The 15055-nt window shown below is 56.3% G+C and carries 15 protein-coding genes; 5 read left to right on the forward strand and 10 right to left on the reverse strand.

Annotation, left to right across the window (positions count from 1 at the left end; all coding sequences use genetic code 11):
- Positions 1 to 12: 12 nt before the first annotated feature.
- Both rpsU and ACOTTU_RS13960 read left to right on the forward strand, forming a co-directional pair.
- Complete coding sequence (gene rpsU, locus ACOTTU_RS13955; RefSeq protein ID WP_008207378.1) at positions 13 to 219, forward strand: 30S ribosomal protein S21; 207 nt, start codon at positions 13 to 15, stop codon at positions 217 to 219.
- Between the two features lie 199 nt (positions 220 to 418).
- The gene (locus tag ACOTTU_RS13960; protein ID WP_425658866.1) at positions 419 to 2395 is read left to right on the forward strand and encodes a putative bifunctional diguanylate cyclase/phosphodiesterase; all 1977 of its coding nucleotides are present in this window, start codon (positions 419 to 421) and stop codon (positions 2393 to 2395) included.
- 133 nt (positions 2396 to 2528) lie between these two features.
- Here ACOTTU_RS13960 and ACOTTU_RS13965 read toward each other — a convergent pair whose 3' ends face one another.
- Positions 2529 to 2987: an Lrp/AsnC family transcriptional regulator gene (locus tag ACOTTU_RS13965; RefSeq protein WP_425658867.1), complete on the reverse strand. Its 459-nt coding sequence runs from the start codon at positions 2985 to 2987 to the stop codon at positions 2529 to 2531.
- Between the two features lie 138 nt (positions 2988 to 3125).
- On the opposite strand from ACOTTU_RS13965, the gene ald reads away from it, so the two are divergent.
- Positions 3126 to 4244 carry an alanine dehydrogenase gene (gene ald / locus ACOTTU_RS13970; protein ID WP_425658868.1) on the forward strand — a complete coding sequence of 373 codons (1119 nt, stop codon included), beginning with the start codon at positions 3126 to 3128 and terminating at the stop codon, positions 4242 to 4244.
- Here the strand turns inward: ald and ACOTTU_RS13975 are convergent.
- Entirely contained in the window at positions 4234 to 5139 is a 906-nt protein-coding gene (locus ACOTTU_RS13975) for a LysR family transcriptional regulator (protein ID WP_425658870.1), read from the reverse strand. The two genes, ald and ACOTTU_RS13975, sit on opposite strands and share 11 nt — an antisense overlap.
- A gap of 93 nt (positions 5140 to 5232) precedes the next feature.
- On the opposite strand from ACOTTU_RS13975, the gene ACOTTU_RS13980 reads away from it, so the two are divergent.
- Positions 5233 to 5514: a DUF1330 domain-containing protein gene (locus ACOTTU_RS13980; protein ID WP_425658871.1), complete on the forward strand. Its 282-nt coding sequence runs from the start codon at positions 5233 to 5235 to the stop codon at positions 5512 to 5514.
- A 58-nt stretch (positions 5515 to 5572) separates the two neighbouring features.
- Here the strand turns inward: ACOTTU_RS13980 and mscL are convergent, their stop codons facing one another.
- Entirely contained in the window at positions 5573 to 5998 is a 426-nt protein-coding gene (mscL, locus tag ACOTTU_RS13985; protein ID WP_425658873.1) for a large conductance mechanosensitive channel protein MscL, read from the reverse strand.
- A gap of 149 nt (positions 5999 to 6147) precedes the next feature.
- On the opposite strand from mscL, the gene ACOTTU_RS13990 reads away from it, so the two are divergent.
- Positions 6148 to 6852 (forward strand): glutathione S-transferase family protein, encoded by a 705-nt coding sequence (locus tag ACOTTU_RS13990; protein WP_425658874.1) that lies wholly within the window; start codon positions 6148 to 6150, stop codon positions 6850 to 6852.
- Positions 6853 to 6908: 56 nt separating this feature from the next.
- Here the strand turns inward: ACOTTU_RS13990 and ACOTTU_RS13995 are convergent, their stop codons facing one another.
- The 7 genes from ACOTTU_RS13995 to ACOTTU_RS14025 form a co-directional block, all read right to left on the reverse strand.
- Positions 6909 to 7358 (reverse strand): YtoQ family protein, encoded by a 450-nt coding sequence (locus tag ACOTTU_RS13995; RefSeq protein WP_425658876.1) that lies wholly within the window; start codon positions 7356 to 7358, stop codon positions 6909 to 6911.
- Between the two features lie 77 nt (positions 7359 to 7435).
- A complete protein-coding gene (pheT, locus tag ACOTTU_RS14000) occupies positions 7436 to 9835 on the reverse strand; it encodes a phenylalanine--tRNA ligase subunit beta (RefSeq protein ID WP_425658877.1) in 2400 nt (799 codons plus the stop codon).
- A gap of 73 nt (positions 9836 to 9908) precedes the next feature.
- Complete coding sequence (locus ACOTTU_RS14005) at positions 9909 to 10721, reverse strand: alpha/beta hydrolase family esterase (protein ID WP_425658879.1); 813 nt, start codon at positions 10719 to 10721, stop codon at positions 9909 to 9911.
- Between the two features lie 69 nt (positions 10722 to 10790).
- A complete protein-coding gene (gene pheS, locus ACOTTU_RS14010) occupies positions 10791 to 11864 on the reverse strand; it encodes a phenylalanine--tRNA ligase subunit alpha (protein ID WP_425658881.1) in 1074 nt (357 codons plus the stop codon).
- 114 nt (positions 11865 to 11978) lie between these two features.
- Positions 11979 to 12383 (reverse strand): RidA family protein, encoded by a 405-nt coding sequence (locus tag ACOTTU_RS14015; RefSeq protein ID WP_425658883.1) that lies wholly within the window; start codon positions 12381 to 12383, stop codon positions 11979 to 11981.
- 90 nt (positions 12384 to 12473) lie between these two features.
- Positions 12474 to 13529 (reverse strand): D-TA family PLP-dependent enzyme, encoded by a 1056-nt coding sequence (locus ACOTTU_RS14020; protein ID WP_425658885.1) that lies wholly within the window; start codon positions 13527 to 13529, stop codon positions 12474 to 12476.
- On the reverse strand, positions 13526 to 14992 hold the full coding sequence (locus tag ACOTTU_RS14025) for a M81 family metallopeptidase (RefSeq protein WP_425658887.1): 1467 nt from the start codon (positions 14990 to 14992) through the stop codon (positions 13526 to 13528). Before ACOTTU_RS14025 ends, ACOTTU_RS14020 begins: the two co-directional genes overlap by 4 nt.
- Positions 14993 to 15055 lie beyond the last annotated feature (63 nt).

Raw genomic sequence — 15055 nt, forward strand, 5'->3', positions numbered from 1 at the left:
GGTGAAAACCACATGCAGGTTAGTGTTCGCGACAACAATGTCGATCAGGCGCTTCGTGCCCTGAAGAAAAAGCTACAGCGTGAAGGTGTCTTCCGTGAGATGAAGCTCAAGCAGCATTTCGAGAAGCCGTCCGAGAAAAAAGCGCGCGAGAAAGCTGAAGCGATCCGCCGTGCCCGTAAACTGGCACGCAAAAAAGCCCAACGCGAAGGAATGCTCTAAGCTTTTCCCGTCGCAAGGCAACTGAATTGACCCCTCGTATGTAACAACGTGCGGGGGGTCTTTCGTTCCCGCTTAAACTTCTGAAATTCCATTTCGTTAAACTGCTGATAAAAATCGCGATTTATTGCGTGCGGCGAGCCACGCCATGTTAACGACACTACTTCACAAAAGAGTGAACAGTCGTTGTCGGAGCCAAAACATGGACGCCAGCACCTTGTTCACAAATGGTGAAACAAGTTCTTCTTTGCGCAAATGCGCTGTTCCGTTGCTCGTTCTGGTCGCCTTTACAGGCGCGATCACGCTTGGGGTTCATCTTCTCATCGACTGGGCCGTCGGAGAGACCATCAACAAGCAGGCAGAAATGGACGCGATGAATTGGGCTGAGGAGTTCAATACACGCTCAACCGGTTCGGGCAGCATTCTCAGCGATGGCGCGCTGACAGCCGGCCAGCAATCAGTCATCGATTCAGCGATCAATTTTGGCAATGTCTATGCCTTTATCGTCTATGATGCGGAAGGGCGTGCAGTCTACTCGAATGATTACGGCCTCTTTGACATGAGCGGCAATCAACCTGTGAATGATACTGCGCTGAATGTCGTCACCTCCGGTCAATCGAGTATCGATGTGGTTCAAAAAGAAAGCCCTAACGGTACGGTAAACGTGTTTGTCGACGCGCTGGTTCTCATCAAAGATCCCAGCGGCGCAGCGATCGGGGCGGTTCAACTATACCTGGATAAATCGGAAGCAGCCGCCTTCTACACCAAGTTTCTCGACTGGATTGGCCTGCTCCTGCCAATTCTGTCCGCCATCATCTATTTGGTGCCCTCCATCGCCTTTATCATGAAGCGGGAACAGGCTTATACGCGAACAAAACGGGTCAACCACCTGTCCCGCTTTGACGCTCTCACCGGTGCCTTGAACCGGCACACCATGAGCAGCGAATGCAAAGCACGGTTTGCTGACCGCGAAAAAAGCAAGGTGATAGGTGTCTTTTTCATGGACGTCGACAAATTCAAAAACATCAATGATTCCAATGGGCATGAATTTGGCGACGCTTATCTCAAACACATCGCCTCCATTCTGATCAACAATGTACGCGGCACCGATCTTGTGGGCCGCATGGGAGGGGACGAATTTGTCATTGCCTTCCCGGATGCTACCGCTGAGCTTCTGACGTCGATCGGTGAGCGCATCTTGGAGGAAGCCTCCAAACCATTCGAATACAAAGGAACGACAATACAAGGCAGCATCAGCATAGGGTCTCACCTTGCAGATGTAACGGAATCCGGACCCGAGGCGCTCCACGCGGCGGACCTCGCCCTATATCACGCGAAAACAAACGGCCGAAACAATATGCAATTCTATTTCCACGAGCTTGACACCGCCATGATACGGCGCTGCGCAGTCGAGGCGAGGATGCGTGAGGCGTTGCAAAACGATGAATTCGATATCCATTTCCAACCGCTCTCCAATCCCGCGGATGCCTCTATTGTTGGATTTGAAGCCCTGCTCAGGCTGAATGACGCCCAAGGCACCCCGATATCGCCAACAGAATTTATTCCGATCGCAGAGGAAACCGGCATGATTCAGGCCATCGGAATACAAACATTGGAACGCGCAATTGTCGCGGCCAAATCATGGCCCGATCACATCTTTCTGTCGGTCAATCTGTCACCAGCCCAGTTCCAACGCGGCGATCTGGTATCGGAAATTGAAGACGTGTTGACGCGGCAGGACTTCCCAGCCTCACGTCTGGAACTGGAAGTGACAGAAAGCTTGCTGATGGCAGATGAAGAACGTGTCTCGGCTCAATTGGTGGGACTGAAACGCATCGGAATCTCCATAGCGATGGATGATTTTGGCACAGGATATTCCAGTCTCGGGTACCTGTGGAAGTACGACTTCGACAAATTGAAAATTGATCGGGTTTTCCTGGAAGGTTTCGAATTCGACAGCACCAAGTATCGCGAAATCATCGAAACCATCGTTACCCTCGGCCACAAGATGGGCATGCAAGTGACAATCGAAGGTGTCGAAAGCCACGATCACACGGAAATGTTGAGGGAACTGGATTGCGATCAATATCAAGGTTTTCTTTTTGGCAAACCGATGCCCGCGGAAAAGGCACTTGAGGCCGTCACGGTCGGGCAACTCGGCAAAACATCTGCGGCCTGATTTGCCCGTCGCAGCTGATCCAGCTAGCTTCGGTTATTGACCACAATTTTCAACAACAGGCGTGAGGATGGTCAGAAAATGGCAACCGCGCATCTCATCACTGTGGTTCTCCATGCAGCCTGTGCGGCAAACGTCAGACAGGCAGAGCCGTGGTTTTAAATACTGTCCGCAAGGCGAAACTCGATTGCATCTGCGCGACCCCCGGTAAACGCGCCAGATGTTGTCGATGAATGCGGGCGAAATCCTCCGTATTTTCAGCGACAACTTTTAGCAGATAATCAGCGGTGCCCGCCATCAGATGACACTCCAATACGTCCGGGATACGGCTGACCGCCTTTTCAAATGCATCCAGAACCTCATCCGCCTGACCCTGCAACGTAATCTCGACAAAGACAGTGGTAGCAACGCCCATCTTGCGCGCATCCAACAACGCCACGTAGTCTCGGATATAACCGTCTTTTTCAAGCCGCTGCACGCGACGATGGCACGCGGAGGCAGACAGATTGACCATCTCGCTCAGCTCGGCATTTGGCATACGCCCCTTGCGCTGAAGTGCTTTCATGATACGTCTATCTGTTGCATCCAAGCTCATTTTCGCAAGATTCTCCGAATAATCCCTCTATTTGCGCCAGTATATTCACAGAACTAGCGCTAACGCGAGCAACCTTTGGTGCTACATTGCATTTTGCATACCGTACCATACCGGCAATTATATGCGGAGGAGACCCCGATGATCATCGGTTGCCCAAAAGAGATCAAACCTCAGGAATTCCGCGTCGGCATGACGCCAAATGCGGCCCAAGAGGCGGCGAACCACGGACACGACGTTCTCATCCAAAGCGGCGCGGGTGCCGGTGCCGGGTTTGAAGATGAGGCCTATGTGACTGCTGGCGCACGGGTCATCGAAACGGCCGAAGAAATCTTTGCAACCGCAGATATGATCGTCAAGGTCAAGGAACCCCAGGCTGGCGAACGCAAAATGCTGCGCGACGGGCAGTTGCTTTTCACTTATCTGCATCTGGCACCAGACCCCGATCAAACACATGATCTCATCGCGTCCGGCGCCACGTGCATCGCCTATGAAACCGTCACGGATGATCGTGGCGGCCTGCCCCTTCTCGCGCCGATGTCCGAAGTCGCCGGTCGCCTGGCTCCGCAAGTTGGTGCCTGGACGTTGCAAAAAGCCAATGGAGGCCGCGGTGTCCTGATGGGCGGCGTGCCTGGTGTGGGACCAGCGCGTGTTGTTGTCATCGGGGGCGGTGTTGTCGGCACTCACGCCGCCAAGATCGCAGCCGGCATGGGCGCGGATGTGACCGTGCTGGATCGGTCTTTGCCCCGACTGAGATACCTTGACGATGTCTTTGGAGGCACATTCAAAACCAGCTATGCCTCTGCGGGGAACACGATCGAACTGGCCCGCGAAGCAGATATGATCATCGGTGCGGTTCTGATACCAGGTGCAGCGGCGCCCAAGCTGATCAGTCGCGCCCAGCTCGCCGAATTAAAGCCAGGTGCCGCTCTTGTTGACGTTGCAATTGATCAGGGCGGATGCTTTGAAACCTCGAAGGCGACGACCCATCAAGACCCTGTCTATAACGTGGACGGTATCATGCACTACTGCGTCGCCAATATGCCCGGCGCCGTTGCACGCACGTCTACGATTGCGCTTGGCAACGCGACGATGCCTTTCATGCTGGCGTTGGCCGACAAGGGGTGGCGCCAAGCCTGCACCGACGATCCGCACCTCATGAACGGCCTGAACGTTCACGGTGGCCAACTCACCTATTATGCCGTTGGAAAAGCGCTGGGGATCGACGTCATCTCGCCCAGCGTAGCCATCAAAAACTAGAACCCTCTGCGGGCGTGCGTCCCTCGAAAAGGGGGCGCATCGCATTAATACGTAATGCCGCAAATTCGGTAAATGTCGTGACTTTACGGGTGCCGCGCAGGTCAGCATGGGTCAATACCCAGATGGGCCGATAGGGGAGCAATGGCACCCGCGCGAGCCTTTGTATGCCGGGTTCCACGTCGCCAATGAAGCACGGCATCCGCGTGGCCCCAATATTTGCGCGCACGCCCGCCAGCGCCGCGTACATATCGTCGACGGTCAGTGTTATACGCCGTTCCGGCCAAGCTTCTTTGAGAGCCGCCGGCGGCCCCGGCCAATGCGCGAAGCGGATCCAATCCAGCGGTAACTGCGGGTCACAACGAAGCCGTTCAGCCTGCTCTTTACCCACGTAAACGGCTGCAGATTGCTCGGTAACGCGACGGCCTACCAGCGTATCACCTGGCGTATCCGAGATGCGAAAAGCCACATCGGCTTCATGCGCTGCAAGATTGAGCTGGCGGTTGGCTGCAATGATCCTTAGCTCAATTGCCGGATATTGCGCCTTAAAATCCCGCAGAATGGGTGCCAAAAGACGTTCCACCAGCAATTGCGGTGCTGTGATCGTCAACGCCCCGCTCAATTGCTGATCCCGGGCGCTCAGGCTGCGGCTTAAATCATGGCTGGCCGTTTCCATACGTTCGGCCATTCGCGCGGCTTCCAGACCCGCTTCTGTAGGTCGGTATCCACCTGGTGCCCTGTCAAACATTCTCGCACCCATCGCGCGTTCTGCTGACGCAATCCGTCGTGAAACCGTCGCGTGGTTCACCTTTAACGCCCGGGCGGCTCCACTCAGTCCACCATGGCGCACGGTCTCCAGCACGTATTTCAAATCATCCCAATCCAACATGATGATCATTATCGCACATAGGACATGCAGAGTTGAGGTATTTTCGCACATCTGGCCGACACTTATTTGTGAGGCCTGACAATCAACAGAGTAGGACACCTGATGACCGCACATGCTGTAGCAACGTTGAAGATGAAAGACCCCGCTGCCCTTGCTGCCTATCGCGAAAAAGCAAGCGCAGCGCTGGCGCGCCATGGAGGTGCAATTTTGCAAGCCTCTACAGAATTGCTCAGGCTGGAAGGTGACCAGGCCCTGCCAGACGGCGTCGCGATCCTGACATTTCCTGACCGAGGCGCCGCACAAGCATGGATTGATGATCCAGACCTGATCGAGACCCATGCGCTGCGCACCAAAGGTGCAGAAACGCTGATCGCATTGCTCTAATAGGAAAAAGCCCGCCTCCATCGGAAGCGGGCATTACATCGTGATCTCAGGCTTAGGATCAGCCTTTTTTCAACGCATCACGAATTTCCAGAAGGACGTCCAATTCGGACGGTCCCTTTGGCTCTTCGGGCGCCGCTTCTTTCTCTTCTTCCGCAGCTTCCTTGATCCGATTGACCATCTTGACCAGCAAAAACACCACAAAAGCGACAATCAGGAAGTTCATGATCGCCATGACAAACTTGCCGACGGCAAACACCGGCACCCCTGCTTCGGTGGCAGCCTCAATGGAGGGGAAGCTTTCTTCTCCCATCACGTAGAACCACCCCGAGAAATCAATCCCACCGGTGAAAAGCGCGATGATGGGGTTGATCAGATCGCCCACAAGCGAGGTCACAATCGCCGTAAATGCCGCACCGATGATGATACCCACAGCCATGTCCATGACATTGCCCTTGGCGATGAAATCCTTGAATTCGTTGATCATAATTGTCCCTCACACTGTCTGATCCGGGGCTCTTTCTGATTGCTTTGGCCCTCTGTGCGTTAGTTAACACATTGTTGCGCGCAGGCGAGCCTGTTTTTACGGGGAAATCCGCCTATGTCTTACCCTCAACGCAAAAAAGGAGATGCCGTATGGCCGACCTGTCAAACTTCAGTATCAACGACAAATGGCCTGCAAAGGACCCAAATGTCCTGCAACTTTATTCTTTCCCAACGCCGAATGGCGTGAAGGCATCAATCGCTCTGGAAGAAATGGGTATCCCTTACGAGGCCCACACGGTCACATTGTCAGATGCGGATGTGAAAAGTCCCGAGTTCCTGTCGCTCAATCCGAACAACAAGATTCCGGCGATCATCGACCCGAACGGGCCAGATGGCACACCGCTTACCCTTTTTGAAAGTGGTGCCATCCTGATCTATCTCGCGGAGAAATCTGGTAAACTCATCGGATCTAATGCCACAGAAAAAGCCCATATCATTCAATGGGTCATGTTTCAGATGGGTGGATTGGGTCCGATGTTCGGACAGCTCGGGTTTTTCTCCAAATTCGCCGGGTCGCAGTGGGAAGACAAGCGCCCGCAGCAGCGTTATATTGATGAAGCGAAACGCCTGCTTGGCGTTCTGGATGGCGCATTGGAAGGTAAAACATGGATTGCGGGCGATTATTCGGTCGCCGACATCGCGATTGCGCCCTGGCTTCGGGCCCTGGACTTCTACGAGACAAAAGACGTAGTTGGATTTTATGACCACAAGAATGTGGCGGCCTATCTGGATCGCTTCCTTGAGCGACCCGCCGTCGAGAAGGGCTTGCAGATTCCTCCACGGGAGCCAGCGTAACACGTGCTCCAGGGCGGAGATCAACTTCGCCCTGCTTGGCGCAATATCTGCGGCGATCAGCCCGGCAAAGTGCCGGTCAATACGTATCGCAGAATTTCGACAACCTGCGACGGTTCTTGCGCCACAGCCAAAGCCGCCGCGTCCACTTCCTTTAGCGCGTGGGCATGATCCGGGCCGTGTAATATGATCAGCGACTTGCCCAAAGCGGATGCATAACCGGCATCAAAAGCAGCATTCCACTGCTTGTACTGGTCCCCAAATCGCACCACTACGACGTCGGCATCGGCGATCCCCTTACGCGTCCGGATCGCATTGACCATCGCGCCCTTGTGGTCGTGCCAGTATTTGTTGTCTTCCGCACCAAGGATTGCGACGCCGCAATCATCACTTGCTGCGTGATCTGTCACCGGGCTGTCAAAAGCCACATCAAGCGCCTCGGCACCGGACATGATCTGATCTCGCCAGTCAGTGTGAATTTCGCCGGACAGATAAACTTTCAACGTCACTTTATTCTCCTTTTGCTGCGGTTCAGATGTGGCGCCCTGTTAAATGGCTTTGACCCCGTGAAACTTTGCGCGGCAGATTATCCGCGCAGGGTTCCACCGGTTGCCTTGGTGACTTTCTCGACAACTTTAGCGCTGACCGCTTCGATGTCCTTGTCCTTCAGCGTCTCGGCAACTGGCTGCATTCGGACGGTCAGAGCGAGAGATTTCTTGCCTTCACCAAGACTGCCACCAATGAACTCGTCAAAGATCCGCACATCTTCGATCAGCGCTTTGTCCGCACCCATGGCGGCGTTGACCAACGTCAGAGCGTCAACACTCGCATCCACAACGAAAGCGAAATCACGCTCCACCGCCTGCAAATCGCTGATGTTCAACGCTCCGCGCGATGCACCGGATTTGCGTGGCATCGGCACTTCGGCGGGCCAGAGCGTAAAGGCCATTGCCGGGCCTTTCACATCCATGGCCGCCAGCACACGCGGATGAACCTCACCAAAGATACCAAGCACTTTCTTCGGTCCCAGGCAGATTTTTCCATGACGTCCCGGGTGCCACCACTCCGCCGCACCGCGTAGAATCTGGGTTTTTGCCGGTGCGCCGATGGCCGCCAAAATCGCTTCGGCGTCGGCCTTGACGTCGTAGACATCAACGCCGCGCGACGCCCCGTGCACATCCTTTGGACCAGTCCGCCCGACCAGCAAGCCACTGATGAGAAGATGCTGCTCGCCGGGTTCTCCACCGTGGAATGCAGGGCCTACCTCGAACAGCGCCAGATCGTTGAAGCCACGCGCCTGATTGCGGGCCGCGGCCTGCAAAAGCCCGGGCAAAAGCGCGGGCCGCATGTGGCTCATGTCGCTGCTGATCGGGTTTTCCAGACGTGTGGCATCCTGCCCGCCACCAAAGAGTCTGGCGGAGGGTTCATCAATGAAACTGTAGGTCACGCATTCGTTGTAACCGAGTGCTGCGCAGGTGCGTCGTGCAATCACTTCGCGGCGCTGCAAGGGCAGAAGGATCGGCTTGGGCACCCCGTCGTTCAGCCGGGGCAGTGGTTTGCCCTTCAGCTTTGTCAGCGAAGCAATCCGGGCGACTTCCTCCACCAGATCCGCTTCTCCCTGAACATCCGGCCGCCAGCTTGGGACATGGGCCAAATTGCCTTCGAGAACAAACCCCAGTGACGTCAGCGTCTGGCGCTGTTCGCTTTCCGGAATATCCATGCCCACCAGCGATTGCACCCGAGCGGCATCCAGCTTGAAGGCGCGGTCCCAATCCGGAATTTTGCCCGCGACAATCACTTCCGATGGCTCGCCGCCCGCATGATCCAGGATCATCCGCGTCGCATGTTCAATACCATAAGGCGTCCAGGCCGGGTCGATGCCACGCTCAAACCGATACCGCGCATCCGAATTGATCTTGAGCGCGCGCCCGGTATAGGCGGTGCGCACGGGGTCGAAATACGCCGCCTCGATGAAGACGTTGGTCGTCTCTTCGGTGCATCCGGACGCCAACCCGCCCATCACGCCGCCAATGCTTTCCACACCATCTGCGTCGGAAATCAAGGTCATGCCTTCGGTGAAGGTATATTCCTTTTCGTCAAGACCCATCAGGGTTTCGCCACCTTTGGCGCGATGCACACGCAGGGCATTCCCCGCGATCTTGTCGGCATCGAAGACGTGCAAGGGACGGTTCCGGTCGTAGGTGAAGAAGTTCGTGACATCCACGAGGAAAGAGATCGGACGCAGCCCGATTGCGCGCAACGCGTCCTGCAACCACGCGGGCGATGGGCCGTTCTTGACGCCACGGATCAACCGACCGTAAAACACCGGGCATTGCGCCAACGTGTCACCTTCGATGGTCACGGTGACAGGGCACGGGAATGTCCCTTCGACCGCGTCGACATCGCGTTTTTTCAGTTTTCCGAGCCCACGGGCCGCAAGGTCACGCGCGATGCCACGTACGCCCAGCGCGTCCGGACGGTTCGGCGTGATTGCGATTTCAATGACCGGATCAACCTTGGCCGGATCGTTTTGCGCCAGCCAATCCACGAAAGATTGTCCCACCTCGCCGGAGGGCAATTCAATGATCCCGTCGTGTTCCTCGCTAAGCTCCATCTCCCGTTCGGAGGCCATCATGCCGAAGCTTTCGATCCCGCGAATTTTGCCCACACCGATGGTGGTGTCGATGCCCGGCACATAGACCCCCGGCTTGGCCACAACCACGGTGATCCCTTCGCGCGCATTGGGCGCGCCACAGATGATCTGCTTGACGCCTTCGTCGGTCTCTACCTGGCACACCCGCAGGCGGTCGGCATCGGGGTGCTTTTCCGCGGATTGCACGTAGCCAATTGTAAAGTCACGCAGGCGCGCGCCGCGATCTTCGACGCCCTCAACCTCCAGTCCGAGGTCTGTCAGCGCATAGACGATTTCGTCCAGGCTTGCGTTTGTGTCCAGGTGGTCTTTCAACCAGGAGAGTGTGAATTTCATCAGGTCACCGGCGTCAGGTTTGCGTCGCGCCCTGATAGCCCAAAGAGATCAGAGGGGAAAGCCAACTCTTCGTTCAGGGATAGGAGTTCGGCAGACCCAGAATTTCGTCCAATTGCCGGGCGATCCAGCCATGCGGAATGAAATGCCCGCCGGGGTGAATATCCAGACTGACCCGCCCGGTTTCACAATTCTCCCAGACGATACGCTGAAAGGTCAGGAAATCGCGCGCATTCCACGGCCCGTTGGCGACCCCTTCCGCACAATCGAATTTTTCGCGCCACAGATAGACCGGGTAATCTTCTTCACCTTGGGGCCCATAAGGATAATCAAGCACCTGATCGTTCAGACCATAGACCTGCCGCACTTCGCGCGGCGCAGTGGTGCAATCTTCGGTCTGACGCAGGGTGCCCGAAATGGCCAGCAATGCGGCCACGTCCGCACCGTCTTCGCAGACAAACCTCCAGGCCATGTTACTACCCCAGGAATATCCCGAGACAAAAATCTGATCTTCGATGATCGGATAGTTTTTCCTGACATCATCCAGAACCGAGCGCGCAAAATCCACGTCATCCGTGCCCGCATGCCAGAAATCCCAACTGCGCCCCAAGCCGTTGGGGGCAACCAGCAGAACACCACGTCGGCGCGTGGCGCCGGAAATCCGCTGGTGCTGCACGATCAGCGTGCCCTGACGTTGCCAGCCGTGAAAATGCAGCATCACCGGCAAAGGCGAGACACCATCCCAATCGTCGGGTGGCAAAACGTGGTAACTGCGATCCCCCAAAACGCACGGGGTCTGACCGATGCAGTCCCTGTTCGAGGGACCCATCGCAGCCGCAACTTGGGCGCAGAAAAGCAAACAAGCGGTGAAAATGAAACGATAGATCATGCGCGCACTTTACCCACGCCGAACCGGGTGTCACATCACTTCCGTGTAAGCACCCGTGATGGCGGAAATTTAGCGGCTTAGCCCACCATGAAGGTTTGGCTGGTCGAGCGCGGAGAACCCGTAGTGACGAAGCCAGCGCAGATCGGAATCGAAAAAGGCACGCAAGTCGGGAACGCCGTATTTCAGCATGGCAATCCGGTCGATCCCCATGCCAAAGGCGAAGCCCTGCCAGGCCTCCGGATCGATGCCACCGGCCTTCAACACATTCGGATGCACCATGCCCGAGCCCAGAATTTCCAGCCAATCGTCGCCTTCGCCGACCTTCAGCGTGCCGCCTTCCCAGGAACAGCGGATGTCGACCTCCGCCGATGGTTCGGTGAAGGGGAAATGGGATGCCCTGAAGCGCAGGTCGACACCATCCACCTCGAAATAGGATTTGACGAACTCTTCCAGCACCCATTTCAGATGCGCCATGGAGATGTCTTTGTCGATGGCCAGACCTTCGACCTGATGGAACATCGGTGTGTGCGTCTGATCATAGTCAGCGCGGTACACTCCCCCCGGACAGATGATCCGCAAAGGCGCGCCCATCGCCTCCATCGACCGTATCTGTACGGGCGAGGTGTGGGTGCGCAAAACATGTGGCGGGCGGTTGTCGCCTTCCGCACGGTGCATGTAGAAAGTATCCATTTCGGCGCGCGCCGGATGGTGGCCGGGAATATTCAGCGCATCGAAGTTATACCAATCGGTGTCAATGCGCGGGCCTTCGGCAACGGAAAAGCCCATCTCGGCAAAAATTGCGGTGACCTCTTCGCTCACTTGAGAGATCGGATGGATTGTCCCCTGACGTCGCCCTCGCGCCGGCAAGGTGACATCCAGCCATTCCTCCCGCAGACGCGCATCCAAAGCTGCATCGGCCAAACCTGCTTTTTTCGCCGCCAGCGCAGAATTGATCTCGTCCTTCAGGGCATTCAGCGCAGGCCCCGCGACCTGCCGTTCTTCCGGGGTCATCTTGCCGAGCTCTCGCATTTTCAGAGCCACTTCGCCCTTCTTGCCAACAGCCGCCAAACGGATCGCTTCCAGCGCATTCTCGTCTGCTGCATCGGCTATCTGGCCCAAATACTTTTGCTTGAGATCGTTCATCTCTGCCTCGCCTATTCGTCTTGCGCCGGTGCTAGCAGAATGGCCGGTGAATGCAAGGCAGACAGTATTTTGCGCATTAGCAACCAAACCCGCGGGAAAACTCGCTGTCAGGGCTTACCCGCCATCGAGAGGTTTATAAACCACTGCATCTATCTCGACTTTCGCATCGACCATGATCTGCGAGCGAACGGTGGATCGCGCGGGCCCGCCATTGGGAAAATAGCTGGCATAGACCCGGTTGAAGGTCCAGAAATCACGCGGGTCATCCAGCCAGACACCGACCTTGGCGATATCATCCAACGTACAATCGGCCAATGCCAATGCCGCGATCAGGTTCTCCATGGTCTTTCGGGTTTGGCTCTCGATGCCCCCCGCCTCGATCTCGCCGTTCTCGTTCATCGCCACCTGGCCGGAAATGAAGACGAAATCGCCCGCCCGCACGGCTGGTGCAAAGGGCAGAGCCTGCCCCCCTGCCCCGGTTCTGTCATCTCCAAGGCGTTCGATTTTTCGGCTGCTCATGAAATTGCTTCCCTTCTGGTTCGTTATTGAATTCCGATGTTGTGTAGTGATGGACCCGAATATCCTGCTTCTCTGGTCGGAACAGGAGGATCACCAGACCTGACCCCGGGCACGCACACGATGGGGACCAAGCACTTCGCCGCCCCGTATCAGCTGAATTTCATCCAGCATGTTGCTCACAACACAACAGTGGTTCGGAATAATCCTGACTTGTTCTCCCACGGTCAGGTCAATGCTCTGAGCGGTCAGGACACCATGTTCCTCCGACAACCCCGCAACGCTGACGTCCGGGCGACCCAGAACATATCCATGCCCTTCGAGCCCAAGCAAATCGGAGGTCAGCACCTTGGACCCCGCGTCAATCACGGCGCGGTCGCGGGCGGGAACCGACACAACGGTTGCGAGCACACTCAGAGCACAATCATCCCAGGTGCAAACACCACGATCCTGCAATGATCTGTCATTATAGACATAGGTGCCGATGCGATACTCCGTCGCGACGGAAACCTTCTGCGCATCCCACATACCCGGCGACCCGCCATTCGAAATCACGTCCACCTGCAGCCCCGAGGCTTCGATAAGCGCCTTTGCGGCGACCAACCAGTCTTGAACTACGGCCTCTTTTCCAATTGGCGGATATGTCATCAAACCTGCGAAACGCAGCCCGCGTTGGGCACTGATCTGCACCGCCAGTTCACAAGCCGCTTCAGGCGTCATCACGCCGCATCGACCGGCCCCTGTATCGCATTCAACCAACACGGCCAGTGGCGCACGCGCCTGCGCAAATGCCTCCGCAAGCCCCGCCACGGTTTCACCGTTATCCGCAACGACGCTCACCCGCACCTTTTCGGCCAAGGCTTTCAACCGGGTCAGCTTTTCGGAGCCGAGAATGTTGAAGGTGATCAGGACGTCCTCGATCCCGCCTTCGGCAATCATTGCTTCGGCTTCACTGACCTTCTGACAGGTGATCCCGATGGCCCCGGTCTTGATCTGGCGTTTGGCGAGCATCGGTAACTTATGGGTCTTGATGTGCGGCCGAAGGCCCAAGCCATAAGCGTCACAATGCGCCTGAAAGCGGTCGATATTCGCCTCTGCAACGTCCAGATCAACAAGAACTGCTGGCGTGTCGATTTCAGGAAAAATCATATCGGTTCCTTCTGATGCGGATCGTCGCAAATTGGCCAGATCGCACGGGATAACCGCTGATAAGGCGTTGTTGATGGATCACTTGGATAGGGGCCATCGACGGCGGCATAGATGATTTGTGATGCAATTTCAGCGAAAGCGCCGTGAAAATGGTTGGTGGATTTGACCACCAGAACCTTCTTTTCAGCAATGTCGATGCCAAGGTTCGTGAACAGATCCGGAGAAAATGCCTGGCTTCGATTGGAATTCAGTACCACGTCAATTCCCCCCAGCCGGATCACCGAGCAATCGCCGAGAGGCACAACCGAGCTGCCAAAACTCTGAACCGCGCCGCGTTGATTGCGGATGACTTTGACCCGCGCATCTATGGGGTCACCCGCCTTGGCAGACGTTTTCCCGCCAAATCGCAGATCCAACACTGCGCCCTCTCCGGCTGCATGACACAGGCGCACCGCCATCGGGTCCCAAATCGTCCCAAATGCCGCCGAGGTCAGATTCTGCGCCATGGCCTCTTGCAACACCAAGGTGGAATCTCCGGCAACACCGCCGCCGGGATTGTCCCAGACATCCGCGACAACCACCGGGCCCGCGGGTGCCTCGCCTGCCTTTCGAAGGGCGGCTTCTGCCGACATGAACTCCGGTTTGGTTTGCCCCCTGAATGAGAACAGCTCCCTCCCCAGCGCTTCGGCAATCCGGTCTCCGTCCGCGCGTTGATTATCGGTCACTACAACAATTTTGGCCCCCAAGTCAGGGGAGTCGCCCGCCATAAACCCGTGAATTGCAGAGACCGACAACACCTCACCAGCTTTTTCGAGCGCCGTCATCTTATCGACGAAACCGCGCATCGGGTGGCGGCTTGTCGGGAGGATTTCGATCATCCGGACATCAAAGACCGAGAGGACAGGGGTGATTTCCTTGCGAATGGCGCGCAAGGTAAGATCAACACAAGCCTCCCCCGCAGCAACAAAATCCGTGTGGGGGAATTCCTTGAATACGGTGATGACATCCGCGTTCTGCACACGTTTTTCGCTCAGGTGGCTGTGGGGATCAAAACTGACACCAATGATCGTTTTGCTACCCACGATATCACGTACCGCCTCGATCAATGTGCCTTCGCAATCAACACACCCTTCTGCGATCATGGCGCCGTGAAGCCCCAAAACAACGCCATCCAATGGCATGGCAGCGCGAACCTGATCCAGAATCTCATCCCGTAGTCGTTGCCAAGTACCGGCGTTGATCAGACCACCGGGCTCGGCCCAGGTTGCAGTCCCTTCGACCAAGTCAAAACCATCCGTCGCGGCACGAGTGCGCAGCGCCGGAAAAATTGCACTGCAAAGCGTGGGTGTCCGAGGATGATCACCGGGTGCCGCGTAGAAACTCTGCTCGAAATCGGAAAAATCTGTGCGCAGGGGCGAGAACGTATTGGTCTCGGTCGCCAGCGACGCACAGAATATCCGCATGTTCATTTCCTGCATCCGTTCGGTAAGGTCAAAAACCAGCGATCAGGCGGGCAAGACCCGCCT

Source organism: Roseobacter sp. EG26 (assembly GCF_049830555.1).
Lineage (GTDB): Bacteria > Pseudomonadota > Alphaproteobacteria > Rhodobacterales > Rhodobacteraceae > Roseobacter.

What these genes read in the sequence shown, in the direction of transcription:
- rpsU (WP_008207378.1), top strand. Translation starts at nt 13, where the DNA reads ATGCAGGTTAGTGTTCGCGACAACAATGTCGATCAGGCGCTTCGTGCC.
- ACOTTU_RS13960 (WP_425658866.1), top strand. Translation starts at nt 419, where the DNA reads ATGGACGCCAGCACCTTGTTCACAAATGGTGAAACAAGTTCTTCTTTG.
- ACOTTU_RS13965 (WP_425658867.1), bottom strand. Translation starts at nt 2,987, where the DNA reads ATGAGCTTGGATGCAACAGATAGACGTATCATGAAAGCACTTCAGCGC.
- ald (WP_425658868.1), top strand. Translation starts at nt 3,126, where the DNA reads ATGATCATCGGTTGCCCAAAAGAGATCAAACCTCAGGAATTCCGCGTC.
- ACOTTU_RS13975 (WP_425658870.1), bottom strand. Translation starts at nt 5,139, where the DNA reads ATGATCATCATGTTGGATTGGGATGATTTGAAATACGTGCTGGAGACC.
- ACOTTU_RS13980 (WP_425658871.1), top strand. Translation starts at nt 5,233, where the DNA reads ATGACCGCACATGCTGTAGCAACGTTGAAGATGAAAGACCCCGCTGCC.
- mscL (WP_425658873.1), bottom strand. Translation starts at nt 5,998, where the DNA reads ATGATCAACGAATTCAAGGATTTCATCGCCAAGGGCAATGTCATGGAC.
- ACOTTU_RS13990 (WP_425658874.1), top strand. Translation starts at nt 6,148, where the DNA reads ATGGCCGACCTGTCAAACTTCAGTATCAACGACAAATGGCCTGCAAAG.
- pheT (WP_425658877.1), bottom strand. Translation starts at nt 9,835, where the DNA reads ATGAAATTCACACTCTCCTGGTTGAAAGACCACCTGGACACAAACGCA.
- ACOTTU_RS14005 (WP_425658879.1), bottom strand. Translation starts at nt 10,721, where the DNA reads ATGATCTATCGTTTCATTTTCACCGCTTGTTTGCTTTTCTGCGCCCAA.
- pheS (WP_425658881.1), bottom strand. Translation starts at nt 11,864, where the DNA reads ATGAACGATCTCAAGCAAAAGTATTTGGGCCAGATAGCCGATGCAGCA.
- ACOTTU_RS14015 (WP_425658883.1), bottom strand. Translation starts at nt 12,383, where the DNA reads ATGAGCAGCCGAAAAATCGAACGCCTTGGAGATGACAGAACCGGGGCA.
- ACOTTU_RS14020 (WP_425658885.1), bottom strand. Translation starts at nt 13,529, where the DNA reads ATGATTTTTCCTGAAATCGACACGCCAGCAGTTCTTGTTGATCTGGAC.
- ACOTTU_RS14025 (WP_425658887.1), bottom strand. Translation starts at nt 14,992, where the DNA reads ATGCGGATATTCTGTGCGTCGCTGGCGACCGAGACCAATACGTTCTCG.